This window comes from Pigmentiphaga aceris (assembly GCF_008119665.1).
Taxonomy (GTDB): domain Bacteria; phylum Pseudomonadota; class Gammaproteobacteria; order Burkholderiales; family Burkholderiaceae_B; genus Pigmentiphaga; species Pigmentiphaga aceris.
In genome coordinates, this window is sequence record NZ_CP043046.1 from 3,581,662 (window position 1) to 3,596,347 (window position 14,686).

Below are 14,686 nucleotides of genomic sequence, written 5' to 3' on the forward strand. Positions count from 1 at the left end.
GAAATAAACTGAGATGACCACGACACCTATTTCGCTGGACCTCGTGCTGTCGGCGCTGGGCCGTGGCACGGAAGACACCGCGTTGATTGCGCGTTTCGACGCGGCTACCTTGCGCAACTGGCCCGACCCCGAGGACGACAGGGAGATGGTCGAGGGCTACTGGCGTTTCGGTTTCGCGCTGGAGTTCGACCACCGTGTCGCGTTCGAGCGCCGATACGGACGCGCGGGCGCGCAAGGGCCGCTCGTGGTGTCCGCGATCGTCTTCTATGCGGATGAAGACGAGGGATACACCACCTGGGCACACGCCTTGCCGGCAGAGCTTTCGTTCGACATGTCACCCGCTGATGTTGCTAAACAGCTTGGTAGCGCCGTAGCGACGCGCGCGCCCTACGACCGTCGTGTCGACAAATTTTTTGTCGGCGATCACGTGCTGGACGTCTGCTTCGATGACGATGAACAGCGCATCGCATTCGTCTCGATTCGGCTGAAGGACATCTACGAACGCGAGGTCGCGCCTACTTCCGACCTGCGTTGGGAAGCGCTGGCGCAGGCAATTGCACAAGACGTCGAATCGCCCACGCTGCATGCATCGCTCGCCAGTGCCCTGCGCGTGCCGGTGACCAGCGACGAACTCGATGATCGCCAGAACGATGCATTCCATGAAGATCTGGGCCTGACTTTCTATTCGCTCAAGGGCAAGGAGATGCCAGGTGCTGGCGACAAGTCGGTTGCCCGCAAGCGGCTGGTCAGTGGAATCAAGTTCTGCCGAGCGGGCGTCGCGCGTTCATCCGGCTATGCCGGCACCCTGCCCTTCGGCTTGAACTTCGGCGACGGGCCAGATGCGGTACGCGCCAAACTGCCGCCCGATGCGTTCCAGGATGCCTACGAGGCGGGCGGCAGATTCACCTGCACCGTCGACGGCTACTTCTTTCACGTATACGTCAGCCTGGTGTTCTGGCAGACCATCGCCGTGTCGGTGTTTCACGAAAGCCAGGCTGCCGATTGAGCGGGAAGGATAGGCAATGAGGTTCGTACCTCGGAGAGTTAGTCAATGAACGCCACCGAGTATCTTGGTCTGTAGGGACTACCAGGGGCATTTTGTCTTTGCGACTTTTTCGGAGGATGGTTAGGTGAATACCGTGTGCGTTCAGTTGCCAGTTGCCGTGTAACTGTGGCCCCCCGGTCGCTAGGACGATGCCAAAAGCTGGCCGCTCACCACCGACGTCGAGTAGTACCGATTCCACCGATCAATCAATGGATTTCCAACATGCAGTGGCAGAGTTTTCTGGGCAATTACCATGGCGAGGACAGTATCGAGCGCTTGCTCGACACCCTCGGGATTGTCGACGTTCCAAAGCTGAAACGCGGGGATGAGGACGCCTACGTGAAGAATCGCAATGCGGGTGTAGAGCTGACATTCACGGACGAAGACACCCTCGACGCGGTGCCCCGACAATATCCAGAGCACGCGCTTGTCCTGACGAACATCCGTTTCTATGGGCCCGGCGCCAGCAAGAAATTCGAGAACTTCACCGCGGCACTCCCGAGTGGTCTGATTTTCGACATGTGCTATCAGGATGCGGTGCATGTCCTGGGTCCTGAAGGTGGCAATGATCCAGACAAGACACTGGTTCGGTGGGATCTGCCCGACCACGTTCTATTTGCCGACTTCAACGACGAGGACAAGCTCAAGGTCGTCAGCGTGCAACTCGCTGGTGCGTAACGCGGAGAACCCATGCCAACGCTTTATCTGGCTTCGTTGGGAAGCACCTGCAACGATGCAATCGTCCGAGACCTGCTCGGACAACTGTCGATCGCCGATGCCCCCAAGCTGAAGCGCGATGACGAAGGCGACGATCCGGACAAGAGCCTCGTGCGCTGGGACTTCGATGGCTACTGCGTGTTCGGCGACTTCGAAGACGGCCGGCTGGTCGTCGTGGACCTGCAATTGCCGGTCGTTGGCTGACCCGGCACCCACATGAGGTCGTAGATGGCCATCCCGACGGACAAGACTATTCAGGCAGGCTGCGCGCTGGACGGTGCCACGATCATGCTGGCGGAGTCTCTGGATTACGCGCAGGACAACGCCTACGAGGTGAGCTTTGTGGCGGCCTACGCGCCCCGGTATCTGGCAGACGATCCATGGCGGGTTCGTGCCTACGAAGCGTGGACGGTCGTGTCGGTCGCATTCTGGGATGCCTTCGGCCTGCGTTGCGTGCTCTCCCGCGAGGGCCAGGTCCGCTTGTACGGGCCGGGCGGAACGCCCGATCACACAAGCCAGATCGCCGACGCGGGTGTGTTCAACGACACGGCGATCGGCCTGGGCTACGTCAACCGCATCCGCGCAATCGGCGACCACCTCTACGTGTGCGGGCAGTCGCGCCAGGTGTGGTGCTTCGCGTTCGACGGCCAGGATTTCGCCTCGGGCACATGGCGCGACCTTGCTGCCGGGATGCGCCAAGTGCCAATGCCGGAAATGGACGAAGCATTGGACGGCGACGCGCTGGATGACTGGCTGGGCGCGCACGATGCGGTTGATCTCGTGGACATCAACGGCACGGCGACAGATGACCTCTATGCCGTTGGCGACGAAGCCTGGCATTGGGACAGCAGAGAATGGCGGCAACTCGCGCTGCCTGTCGATGAACCGCTCCACGCCATTGAAGTCGTCTCACGCGATGTGATCTATCTGGTGGGCCACAACGGGACAGTGCTGGCCGGCAACGCGCGCGACGGCTTCGTCAATCTGTCGCGCACGGAAGACAACCAGAACTTCACCAGCGCAGCATGCTTCGAAGGCAGCCTGTTCCTCGCTGCCCCAGAAGGTCTTTACTGCTACGACGCGAACAGCAAACGCATCGCGCCATACTTCACCGGCCTGACCCCGGAACTCCAGGATGCGCATCAGCTTGAAGCGAAAGACGGCATCCTGTGGTCCTTCGGTTTCAAGGATCTGGCGTGGTTCGACGGCAAAGACTGGACGCGCGTCGATCATCCCGATAACCCGCCGATCCGATGACGCCAATTTTCTGCGATCTGCGACGACACCATCGTATGCCATGAGCAAACACTCCCCTGCTGCCACGATCGAATCGGGAAGCCTCATTCGCGGGGACTTCGCGCTGCTGAACACGTCGATCGATTCGCTGCCACAAAGTGACGTCGACTTCTCCAGGGTCAGCGCCTACGAGTACACGGACGCCGAGGTTCCCTGGGCCTACCGCGACTATGACTACGTGGTGGCTTCGGTCGGTTATTGGCCCGCGACCGGCCTGCGTTGCGTGCTGTCGCGCGAGGGGGAAGGTCGCCTCTATGGTCCGGGTGGCAAGCCCGACCACACGTTCCAGATTCCCGGCGCGGGCGTGTTCAACGACACCGCCATCGGCCTGGGATACGTCAACCGCATCCGAGCAATCGGCGACCACCTGTACGTGTGCGGCCAATCCCGTCAGGTCTGGCGGTTCGAGATCGACGGGAAACACGTTGCGTCCGGCAAATGGCACGACGTCGCTGGCGACATGCGTCAAGCCCCGATGCCGGCACTTGATGTGGATCTGGAAGGTGACGAACTGGACCGCTGGCTGGACGAACACGACGCAATCGACCTGGTCGACATCAACGGGCCGGCAGAAGACGATATCTACGTTGTCGGCGACGAAGCGTGGCATTGGAATGGCAACGCGTGGCACCAGCTCGCCCTCCCCGCTGAAGCGCCGCTACATGCCATTGAAGTCGTCTCGCACGAGGTGATCTACCTGGTCGGCCAGAACGGTACGGTGCTGACCGGCAATGCGCGCGATGGCTTTGTCGATCTGTCTCGCCCCGAAGACCACCAGGATTTCACCGGCGCGGCATGCTTCGAAGGCAATCTTTTCCTCGCCGCACTGGAAGGCCTGTACCACTACGACGCCAACACCACACGCATTGTCCCAATCGCCACCGGCCTGACCCCGGAACTCCAGGACGCCCATCAGCTTGAAGCAAAAGACGGCATCCTTTGGTCCTTCGGTTTCAAGGATCTGGCGTGGTTCGACGGCAAACGCTGGACACGTGTCGATCATCCCGACAACCCGCCCATCAAGTGAGCCGCGTCTGGCCAAGGCAGGCAATGTCCACCGTCGAGCATTCTCGATATCAGGTAGTCTGCCCTGGCGCATCCAAGCGATCCGAACACAAGCCATGCGCCGGATCGCCGTCAAGGAACGACATGCCCACGGAACATACGACCATCTCCACACCAGATGGCAACTGTCCTGCTCACGTACTGACGCCCGAAGGCAGCGGCCCCTGGCCCGCCATCATCTTTTACGCTGACGCGGGCGGCATTCGCCCGGCCATGGTCGACATGGCAAGGCAGCTTGCCAATGCCGGGTATGTGGTGCTGTTGCCCGACCCGTACTACCGCTTCGGCGCTTACGGCCCGTTGGTACCGAAAGACGTCTTCGCCGGTGATGTCGGTGCAATTCTTGGCCCACTGATGGCGACCACGGGAAACGACAAGGCAGCGGCGGATACCGGCGCATTCCTTGCCTGGCTCGACACCCGCAACGATGTCGCAAGCGGCAAGTTCGGTGCCGTGGGCTTCTGCATGGGTGGCGGCATGGCGATTGCGTCGGCGGCGAGCTGGCCCGATCGCTTCGGTGCTGTCGCCAGCTTCCATGGTGGAAACCTGGCGAGCGACGCGCCGGCCAGTCCACATCGGCTTGTGCCCAAGTTGGCCGCCGAGGTTTACCTTGCCGTTGCGGAGAACGATCCTCACTACCCGCCGGACATGGCTGTGCGTTTTGAAGCGGCCTTGACGGCGGCGAACGTGCCCTACCAAACCGAGCAATATGCCGCCGCCCATGGCTGGATGGTTCCGGACTTCCCTGTCCATAACGGCAGCGAAGCCCGCCGTGGCTGGCAGGCGATGTTGGCGTGGTTCGATCGCACGCTGCGGACGACTGCATCGGCACCTGCGGCAGTTTGATCGACCGCTGACAACATTGCTTGAACACCCATAAAAAAATCTCCGCAAGGCGTTACCGCCTGCGGGGATCGATAGACTGCGCCAGCAAAGACAGCGCTGGGAAAACCCAGCGCGCTTCACCCATCAATACTTGAAGTTGGCCGTCAGAATCACCTGGCGTCCCGGCGCAACCGACACCATGTGCGTGGTGAAGGCGCGGTCAAAGTAGCGCTTGTCGGTCAGGTTCTGCACGTTCAACTGCAGGCTGACGTTCTTGTTGATTTCGTAGTCGGCGTAGGCATCCAGGCGCACGTAGGACGGCGTGTACTTGGTGTTGGCGGTATTGCCCCAGACCTTGTCGACGTAGAACAGGCCACCGCCCAGGGTCAGTTGCGGGATCAGCTTGTAGCTGGTCCACAGGCTGGCGCTGTTTTCAGCCGTGTTGGGGAACTGGTTACCGTTGAAGGCCGCGTTCACCGGGCCGGCGTTGGCCAGCTTGGCGTCCTGGTAGACATAACCGCCATACACCTTCCATGCCGGCGAGATGTTGCCCGCGAAGCCCAGCTCGAAGCCGTTCACGCGCTGTTCGCCGACATTGGCCATGGTGGTGGCGCTGGTCGCGACCTTGGCGTTGGTCTTCTCAATGTGGAAGATCGCACCGGTCAAAGACAGGCGACGATCCAGAACATCCCACTTGGTGCCCAGTTCCAGGCTCTTGACACGTTCGGCGTCCAGATCCTGGTTGGTCAGGGCCAGAGAGTCGGTACCATCACCCACCGAGATGCCCGGCTGGTTCGAGGCCGTGGCGTAGTTCACGTAGATGCTGCCGTTGGCTGCAGGCTTGTACACCACGCCCGCCTGGTAATTCAGGAAGTCATTCTTGCTGCGCAGGAAGGCCGTCGGGGCAAGCGCCGCACCGACCGTGCTGTACGGGCTGGCGTGCGTGTCGTAGTTGTCGTAGCGCAGACCCGCGTTGATCGACCACTGCGGGTTCAGTTCCAGCGAATCGAAGATGTACACCGACTTGGTTTCAGCCTCGGTGCGGGTACCGGCCGTTGCACGGGTGATGGTGCCGGTGTAGGCATCGTTGGGATTCGGGTTCAGGATGTTGGCCACCGGGGCTGCGCCCACCGTGTAGCCACGGCTGTTCACTTTATCCTTGGCATATTCGAAGCCCACTGCCAGCGAGTGCTTCAGGCCACCCGTGTTCACGGTGCCGCGCAGTTGGGTCGCGTTGATGAAGCCTTGGGATTCCGAGTTGCGCGACTTGGCGTTGCGGTTCAGGAAGCCCGAGGGCACCAGCACGGCTGCCGCCCCGGTGCCGATCGTGATCGGTGCGTTGGTGATGTTCAGGCCGCTGGAATCGCCCGGGTTGCTGGCGATGTAGTCATTACTCGACTCGGTGTAGCGGGTGGTGTTGCTGAAGGTGAAGCGGTCGTTGATGTCGTGCTCGACCTTCAGGGTGCCGCTGTCTACCTGCGTCTTGCGGAAGTCACGACCTTTCAGGCCGTAGAAGTTGTCGCGGTTGACGCCCAACGGGCCGCCGTCGCCATTGAAGCGGGCGTTGGCCGTGCCGGCGGCGAAGGGGTTGTTGTACGGAATGCCGTAATCCGGCATATCGTCGGTCTGGTAGTGGTAGTAGCCGACCGTGACACGGGTTGGTGTGCCAATGCCGAGGGCCAGCGTGGGCGCAACGCCCAGGTGTTCATAATCGACACCATTGCGGCCCGCCACATCACCCTTGGCACCCAGCAGATTCAGTCGGAAAGCGGAAGTCTCGCCCAGCTGACGGTTCAGATCGACCGTGGCGCGCTTGTACTTGTCGGTACCCAGGCCCAGAGACCCACCTATGCTGTTTTCCAGCGTCGGGGCTTTCTGCACCAGGTTGATCGAGCCGCCCACGGCACCGCCACCGTTGTAGACAGAGTCGGCACCCTTGGTCACGTCGACACGTTCAACGTTGAACATGTCGCGCGATTGCGAGCTGGGGTCGCGCACGCCATCGATCAGCACGTTGTTGATCGAGTCGAAACCGCGAATGAACGGATGGTCACCTTCCGGCGTGCCGCCTTCGCCCATGCCGAAGGTAATGCCCGGCGTGCCGCGCAGCACTTCCTGCAGCGACGTGGCGTTGGTTTCCTTGATCATTTCCTGCGTGATCACGCTGACGGTCTTCGGCGTGTCGAGCAAAGGTGCAACGTATTTGGTCGATGCGGCACGGTCAGCCTTGAAGCTGCCTTCGGCCACGCCTTCCGGCGAGGCTTCGACTGGAATCGTTGGCAAAGCGCTGACACCAGGGGACGGCGTGGTGGTCTGCGCCATTACCGGTGCAACCAGCATTGCGCCGCAGATGGCGACAAACAGACTATTCAGCCGAAACGACTCATTGCGCGCTTTCACTTTTCCCAGTCCTTTGATTGATTTACTCGCCGATAATTGGAAGGCGAATAGAAATATTTCTCATTAGCAACAATCCTATGAGAAATGGCTGACTGGTTTCTGAATGTGAGTGCTGGAGTTGCACGCCTGCGACAGGTATCTGCCCGGACGAATTTCGTTGACTCACCTGGGGAAAGTGGTCGTCACCGTACCGTCACTCGACATTCATGTGGGCGTCATGCCGCAGTGGTGAGATGGGTCGATCAAACACCCCGGAATACGCCGATGAACGACACGACATCGACGCAATGGCGCACGATCTGGATCTCGGATACCCATCTGGGGACGGCGGGCTGCAATGCGCCGCACCTGCTTGATTTCCTGCGCCGCAACGAGGCAGAGACGCTTTATCTGGTTGGCGACATTATTGACGGATGGCAGTTGCGCAGAAACTGGGTGTGGCCGCGCTCGCACAACGATGTCGTGCAGAAGATTCTGCGCAAGGCACGCAAAGGCACCAAAGTGATTTTCATCCCGGGAAATCACGATGAGTTTGCCCGACAGTTTGCCGGTTATGCCTTTGGGGATATTGAAGTGCAACATGAAGCCGTGCATGTGACTGCAGATGGCCGACGCCTGTGGGTGACGCATGGCGATCAGTTCGACGGCGTGATCCAGCACAGCAAGTGGCTGGCTCGGCTTGGCGATGGGATGTACACCTTTGCCCTGTGGCTGAATCAGCAGCTGAACCGCGCCCGTCACCGGGCGGGTCTGAACTATTGGTCTTTGTCGCAGTACCTGAAGCACAAGGTCAAGAACGCGGTGTCGTTCATCAGCGATTTCGAAAACGCACTGGTTGCCGAGGCGCGGCGTCGCGGCTTCGATGGTGTGGTCTGCGGTCACATCCACCAGGCTGAAATGCGCATGGTCGATGGCATTCTGTATTGCAATGACGGCGACTGGGTGGAAAGCCTGACGGCGCTGGCCGAAGATCACCGGGGCGAACTGCACCTGATCAAATGGGCCGATCAACGCCAGAAGCCGACCCCGACACCCGCACGCCGGACGCGCCCGATCGAATTGCCTGCCTTGCCCTCGGTGTTGCGTCGGCCGCGTGCAGCATCGGCGCAGCGCCAGCAGGAGCCTGAGCGGGAAACTGCTGACATGTAAGCCGGGTCATGTTGGCTTGCGCGGGCGGGTCGATGACCATCGCCCCTGCGCACTCCCCTACGATGGCATCGCTTCGCGTAGCATCGACCTGATATCTACAAAGGGGGGAACCAGCATGAATGACATTCAGACCCAATTCGACCAAGCCGTCGCCGCCTCGAAGTCTCTGCCGGAACGGCCCGACAACGCCACCTTGCTGCGTCTGTATGCCTTGTACAAACAGGCCGTGGAAGGGGATGTGTCGGGCGAGCAGCCTGGCATGACCGACTTTGTCGCACGGGCCAAATGGGATAGCTGGAAAGCCCAGGCAGGCAAAAGCTCAGACGCCGCGCGCCAGGAATATGTGGCGCTGGTGGAATCGCTGAAGGACGACTGAGCGGGTCGGCTGAGCAGGACTACCTGAGCTGCCCAACCTGAGCAGCCAGACCTGAGCACCATTACCAAACAAGACCACTGAGCGCCGGTTTCGGCGCTCAGTTTCAAGTGTGCTGCCTTAACCGCGCTGCGGCGTCGAGGTTTCCACGGGCAATGCGTCGGCATTCACCGTGCAACGCGGTGCCTTGCCATCCAGCCAATCGATCACATTGTCGACCGCCAGGCCGAGCATGGCGCGCCGGGTACGGGGGGTGGCGCTGCCAATGTGCGGGGTCAACACGGCGCGCGGTTGCGCCAGCAGATCCGGGTGTACCTTGGGTTCACCTTCGAAGACATCCAGGCCGGCAGCAGCCAGCTTGCCCGAGGCCAGCGCCGCTGCCAACGCGGCATCGTCCACCACCCCACCCCGCCCGATATTGACCAGCACGGCGGTGGGCTTCATCGACGCCAGCTCGGGCGCGCCAATCAGGTGATGGCTTTCCGCCGAATACGGCACCACCAGAACCACGTGATCGCAAGTACGCAGCAGTTCTTCACGCGTCACCCACGTAGCGCCATGTTCGCCAATCGGCAGCGGGCGTCGGTTGTGATAGACCACTTCCATGCCAAAACCGTGCGCGCGGCGTGCAATGGCGCGACCAATGCGGCCCATGCCGATGATGCCCAGACGCGTGCCGTGATAGTCGGCCCCCAGCCAGAGGTCAAACGCCCAGGCCGTCCACTTGCCGTCACGCAGCCATTGTTCCGATTCCGACACCCGCCGCCCGGCCGCCATCAACAAGGCCCAGGCCATGTCGGCAGTTGCCTCGGTGAGTACGTCAGGAGTGTTGGTGACCAGAATGCCGCGCCGGGTGGCGGCAGCAACGTCGATGTTGTTGTAGCCCACCGCGATGTTGGCGATCAGCTTCAGATCCGGCAGTTGGGCAAGCAATGCGTCGGTAACCGGGGTGTCGGCCGTGGTCAGCAGCACCTGCGCGCCGGCTGCGTGCTTGGCAAGCCCATCGGCATCCAGTGCCACATCGGCGTCGTTGGTGCGTACCTCGGCACGGCCTTCGAATACGGCAAGGCCTTCAGGGAAGACACGGCGGGTAACGGCAACGACAGGACGGGACAAGGCGGACTCCTCGGGGTTACAGGCTCCGGGCATAGTAACCGATGGCTTTTTGCTCACCGCCCCTGGGAAACCCGCCTTGGCAGACTGCGCTGAACCGAGGCTGGCCCAAAAAACCCCGCCACCAAAGGTTTACCCGTAGGTCACAAAAACTGCCTAACATGCGGGCTTGCGCGAACCACTCGAAATCGTTTGCATTTGTTTTCACATATTCCTCGCTGCGTATTGCGCGCTGTCCATGCTTAAAAAAGTCTTCTTCCAGCTCCACTGGTTCCTGGGTATCACCGCAGGGCTGGTCTTGGCGCTGATGGGTACGACCGGGGCCCTGCAATCATTCCAGCCGGAAATCCTTCGGCTGTTGAATCCGGGCGTGCTGTCGATCACCGCCCCGGCTGGTGCCGTGCCCTTGACCCCTGACGTGCTGCGGGAACGTGTGCTGGCTGACATGCCAGGACGCCGACTGAACTCGTTGACCATGCTGAGCGATCCGACGCTACCCGCCAGGGCAGTGTTCGCCTTGCCACCGCCGCCGCCCGGCCAGCCAATGCGACGCGGTGAATTGCGCTGGGTCGATCCATATTCCGGCAAGGTGTTGCCGGTGCCACGGGGCGTCGGTTTCTTCGAGACCGTGCGTGAGCTGCATCGCTTCCTGTTGGCGGGCGACGTAGGCAAGCAGATCGTCGGGGCCTGCGCCATGGTGCTGGTGTTCCTGTCCTTGTCGGGGCTGTATCTGCGCTGGCCGCGCCAAGTGGCGCGGTGGCGCGCGTGGTTCAGCGTCAGCCCCCGGCAGAAGGGCCGCGCGTTTCTGTGGAACCTGCATGCCACCATGGGCACCGTGGCGTTGCTGTGCTATTTACTGTCGGCCCTGACGGGCATGTATTGGGCGGTGGATGTGTACCGCGACACGGTGTCTTCCTTGCTGGGCGCACCACAGCGCAGTGCGGTCAGGCAAGCGGCTGCGGGGCCTCAGGCTGGGGGTGGAGCTAATTCTGGTGGGGCTGATGCGGGCGGGCCTGGTGCAGGTGGACCCGCCGCTGGGGCAACCAATACCGCTGCACCCAACACCACGGCCTCAAACCTCGTCGCCTCTAATGCCGGCGCACACAACGGACGCGTGTCCGCAGGAGACGCAAGCACAGCCGCCTCAGTTCGTGCGGGTGAAACCAAGCCTGCGGCTCCTGGGACCGCCGCGCAGAACATCGCAAGCTCCGCGACCGCCACACGCAACGGTACGCCACGCGCGGGGCAAGTTCGCAGTGCAAACAGTCCCCCGGCTGCCGCACCACCAGCACCGGTAACGCCCCCACCAATCAGTCTTGATCAGGTCCGCGCCCAGATCATCCAGACAGCGGGTGAGATCGACACCATCACCTTTGCACTGCCTGCCCGCCCCGACCTGCCCTTGCAGGTTACCTACCTCGACGCGAACGCACCGCACGACCGCGCCACGAATCAGGCCACGTTCGATGCAAGCGGCACCCTGCGCCAACATCAACGCTATGCCGACAAAACGGCCGGCGCGCGGCTGGTTGGCAGCGTCTACCCGCTTCATACCGGCGAATTCTTCGGACTTCCCGGCCGGCTGATCATGATGCTCAGCGCGCTCGGGCTGCCCGTGTTCGCGGTCACCGGATGGATGCTTTACCTGGACCGGCGACGCAAGGCGCGTGCATTGCGGGAAGCGCGCGGCGTGGCTGCCACGACCGGGCCTGACATGCCCGCTGCCGCCGCAACCCCGCTGCTGATCGCCTTTGCCAGCCAGAGCGGCACGGCCGAACGACTGGCGTGGCAGACCGCCCACGCCTTGCAAGGCGCGGGTGTGCCGGTGGCCGTGCACTCGATGGCTGGCCTTGATCTGACGATGCTGGCGGGCTTCCGGCGTGCGCTTTTTGTGGTCAGCACCTTTGGCGACGGCGAAGCCCCCGATGCCGCCCGGCGCTTCGCGCGCCAGGTCATGTCGCAAACCCCATCCTTGCGTGACATCGGCTTTGGCATGCTGTCGCTTGGTGACCGCAGTTATGCCGGTTTCTGCGGCTTCGGGCGCAGCCTGCACAGTTGGCTGACTGCCCACGGCGCGCACACCTTGTTCGACACGGTTGAAGTCGACAACCACCACCCTGCTGCACTGGCCACCTGGCAACAGCGTCTTGCCGTGCTGGGTGTGACTGACGCAGCGCCCTGGCAGGACCAACCCTTCCAGGCATGGACACTGAGCGCACGTGAACAGGTCAACCCAGGCAGCCAGGGATCACCACTGTTCCACCTGGTGCTGAACGCGCCGCAAGATGTACAGGCAAGCTGGCAATCGGGCGATCTGGTTGAAGTGCTGCCCCGCCATCAGGATGACGAGGTCGCCACGTGGTTGCGCGCCCGTGCACTGGACCCGCAAAGCCCCGGCGAAGGCGGCAGAACGCTGGCGGAATCGGTGGCCAACAGCGAATGGATCACCGGGCTGCCCGCCGATGCAGACCGCGACACCCTGCTTTCTCGCCTGCAACCCATGCGGCCCCGGCAGTATTCGATTGCCTCGATTCAGTCAGACGGCGCGGTACATCTGCTGGTTCGCCGCAGTGAACACGAAGCTGGCTTCGGCCTGGCCTCGGGTCTGCTGACCGCCACCACGCCGGTCGGAAGCACGGTCAACCTGCGTCTGCGTGCGCACCCAGGTTTCCATCTGACGGCCGACAACCGAGAACGCCCGCTGATCCTGATCGGCAACGGCAGCGGCCTGGCTGGCCTGATGGCCCATTTGAAAACGCGGGTTGCTGCTGACGAAACCCGAAACTGGCTGGTGTATGGCGACCGCAATGCCGCTGTTGACCTGCCCTATCGCGATCAACTGATGGCCTGGCAAGCGCAAGGCAGCATCGAACGCATGGATCTTGCGTTCTCACGCGATCAGCCCGAGCGCATCTACGTGCAGCACAAACTGGCCGATGCTGCGACCGAGCTGAAAGCCTGGGTGGACCGTGGTGCTGCCATCTATGTGTGCGGCAGCCTGGACGGCATGGCAGGCGGGGTGGATGCCGTGCTTCATGCCGTGCTGGGATCGGACCTGGTCGATGCGCTGAGCGCATCCGGGCGGTACCGGCGTGACGTGTATTGAGTAGATCGGGCGGATAGGTCGGTAACGACCCGGCCTTCAGCCAAGCAAACAAACCACGTCACCAGAAAATCGGGGCATGGCATACAGACGTATGCCGTGCCCCGTTTTACTGTCTGCCCTACCCCGGCAGACCGTATCAGGCGATCTCGAACACCTGCTTCAAGTAAGTCAGATAAGCCACATCGTCACACATGGTCTTCTCAGGCGTATCCGACAGCTTCGCCACCGGCTGCCCCTGGCAGCGCACCATCTTCATCACGATCTGCAAAGGCTTGTAGCCCAGATCGTTGGTCAGGTTGGTACCAATCCCGAACGCCACAATGCAGCGGTTGGCAAAGCGTTCGGCCAACTGGATGGCCAGCGGGAAGCTCAGGCTGTCCGAGAACACCAGCGTCTTGTTGCGCGGGTCGACCCGGTTGCGGCGGTAATGCGCAATCAGGCGCTCGCCCCATTCGAACGGATCGCCGGAATCGTGACGCGCACCGTCGAACAGCTTGCAGAAGTACATGTCGAAGTCGCGCAAGAAGGCGCTCATGCCGTAGACATCCGACAGCGCAATGCCCAGGTCGCCCCGATACTCCTTGGCCCAGCTCTCGAAACCGAAGGTCTGCGAATCGCGCAGACGCGGACCGAGTGCCTGGCAAGCCTGCAGATATTCGTGCGCCATGGTGCCCAGCGGCGTCAGGCCGTGCTTCATCGCGAAGTACACATTGCTGGTACCTGCCAGATGTTCGCCCATCCTGGATTTCATGGTGACCAGCACTTCTTCGTGCCACAGGCGCGAGAAGCGGCGACGGGTGCCGTAATCGGCAATGCGCAGGTCGGGCAGATCGGTGCGGCTTTGCACCAGATCAATCTTTTCCTGCAAACGACGACGGCCTTCGGTGTAGTCGGGCTGACGCTGCGTGTTGCGGAAATACACTTCGTTGACGATCGCCAGCACCGGGATCTCGAACAGGATCGTGTGCAGCCACGGGCCGCGTACCTGGATGTCCAGTTCGCCTTGCACGGCGCTGCGCTCCACCGTGACGCACTTCTCGGGCAGATGGAACAGGCCCAGGAAATCGATGAAATCGCTTTTCATGAAGCGCAGCGTGCGCAGATATTCCAGTTCGCGTTCGGAAAAGCGCAGAGTGCACAGCAGCCGGATTTCCTCGCGGATTTCCTCAAGATAAGGCCACAGGTCAATCCCGGGGGTCCGGCACTTGTAGCGGAACTCCGCCTCTGCGGCGGGGAACTGGTGCAGCACCACCTGCATCATCGTGAACTTGTACAGGTCGGTGTCTAGCAGCGAAGTGATGATCATGTTGCCTGCCCGCCGCAAGCGGCGAGGTCGGGTTGAATGCCAGGATGGCGCGGGTCATGCACTGATAGCCATGCAATCAGAGCCCCGCAACTTAGCACAGCGAGGCCCTGTTTCGGGCTCATGCCCATACCGGCGGGCCGGTAGTCAGCACCGACATACCACGGTATCCCGGCTGAAGATGGGGTTAACGCGACACGAGAAGCCCCAGTCCGGTAAAATCTCTGGCTATCCCGAATATTCATTACTGCACATCGCCTGCTCGCAGGACATCGAATCTTGTCGAAGACACGA

At 61.7% G+C, this 14,686-nt stretch carries 12 protein-coding genes; 9 read left to right on the forward strand and 3 right to left on the reverse strand.

Going from position 1 to position 14,686, the window contains the following annotated elements; translation table 11 throughout:
• The first annotated feature begins 13 nt into the window (after positions 1-13).
• The 6 genes from FXN63_RS15540 to FXN63_RS15565 all read left to right on the forward strand — a co-directional run bounded on the left by FXN63_RS15540 (position 14) and on the right by FXN63_RS15565 (position 4,969).
• Positions 14-1,006 carry a hypothetical protein gene (locus FXN63_RS15540; RefSeq protein ID WP_148816140.1) on the forward strand — a complete coding sequence of 331 codons (993 nt, stop codon included), beginning with the start codon at positions 14-16 and terminating at the stop codon, positions 1,004-1,006.
• A 261-nt stretch (positions 1,007-1,267) separates the two neighbouring features.
• Positions 1,268-1,723: a hypothetical protein gene (locus FXN63_RS15545; protein WP_148816141.1), complete on the forward strand. Its 456-nt coding sequence runs from the start codon at positions 1,268-1,270 to the stop codon at positions 1,721-1,723.
• A 12-nt stretch (positions 1,724-1,735) separates the two neighbouring features.
• On the forward strand, positions 1,736-1,966 hold the full coding sequence (locus tag FXN63_RS15550; RefSeq protein WP_148816142.1) for a hypothetical protein: 231 nt from the start codon (positions 1,736-1,738) through the stop codon (positions 1,964-1,966).
• A 24-nt stretch (positions 1,967-1,990) separates the two neighbouring features.
• Positions 1,991-3,019 (forward strand): hypothetical protein, encoded by a 1,029-nt coding sequence (locus FXN63_RS15555; protein ID WP_148816143.1) that lies wholly within the window; start codon positions 1,991-1,993, stop codon positions 3,017-3,019.
• Between the two features lie 40 nt (positions 3,020-3,059).
• A complete protein-coding gene (locus FXN63_RS15560; RefSeq protein WP_148816144.1) occupies positions 3,060-4,085 on the forward strand; it encodes a hypothetical protein in 1,026 nt (341 codons plus the stop codon).
• 122 nt (positions 4,086-4,207) lie between these two features.
• Positions 4,208-4,969, forward strand: a complete 762-nt coding sequence (locus FXN63_RS15565) for a dienelactone hydrolase family protein (protein WP_148816145.1) — start codon at positions 4,208-4,210, stop codon at positions 4,967-4,969.
• Between the two features lie 123 nt (positions 4,970-5,092).
• Here the strand turns inward: FXN63_RS15565 and FXN63_RS15570 are convergent, their stop codons facing one another.
• On the reverse strand, positions 5,093-7,348 hold the full coding sequence (locus tag FXN63_RS15570; protein ID WP_148816146.1) for a TonB-dependent receptor: 2,256 nt from the start codon (positions 7,346-7,348) through the stop codon (positions 5,093-5,095).
• Between the two features lie 264 nt (positions 7,349-7,612).
• Between FXN63_RS15570 and FXN63_RS15575 the strand changes: the two genes are divergently transcribed.
• Complete coding sequence (locus FXN63_RS15575; RefSeq protein ID WP_148816147.1) at positions 7,613-8,497, forward strand: UDP-2,3-diacylglucosamine diphosphatase; 885 nt, start codon at positions 7,613-7,615, stop codon at positions 8,495-8,497.
• Between the two features lie 115 nt (positions 8,498-8,612).
• Positions 8,613-8,873, forward strand: coding sequence for an acyl-CoA-binding protein (locus FXN63_RS15580; RefSeq protein WP_148816148.1), 261 nt, complete (start codon positions 8,613-8,615; stop codon positions 8,871-8,873).
• A 117-nt stretch (positions 8,874-8,990) separates the two neighbouring features.
• On the opposite strand, the gene FXN63_RS15585 is transcribed toward FXN63_RS15580, so the two are convergent.
• The gene (locus tag FXN63_RS15585; RefSeq protein ID WP_148816149.1) at positions 8,991-9,986 is read right to left on the reverse strand and encodes a 2-hydroxyacid dehydrogenase; all 996 of its coding nucleotides are present in this window, start codon (positions 9,984-9,986) and stop codon (positions 8,991-8,993) included.
• A gap of 235 nt (positions 9,987-10,221) precedes the next feature.
• Here FXN63_RS15585 and FXN63_RS15590 point away from each other — a divergent pair, with 235 nt between their 5' ends.
• Positions 10,222-13,089 (forward strand): PepSY domain-containing protein, encoded by a 2,868-nt coding sequence (locus FXN63_RS15590; RefSeq protein WP_148816150.1) that lies wholly within the window; start codon positions 10,222-10,224, stop codon positions 13,087-13,089.
• A gap of 136 nt (positions 13,090-13,225) precedes the next feature.
• On the opposite strand, the gene pncB is transcribed toward FXN63_RS15590, so the two are convergent.
• Positions 13,226-14,395: a nicotinate phosphoribosyltransferase gene (gene pncB / locus FXN63_RS15595; protein WP_148816151.1), complete on the reverse strand. Its 1,170-nt coding sequence runs from the start codon at positions 14,393-14,395 to the stop codon at positions 13,226-13,228.
• Positions 14,396-14,686 lie beyond the last annotated feature (291 nt).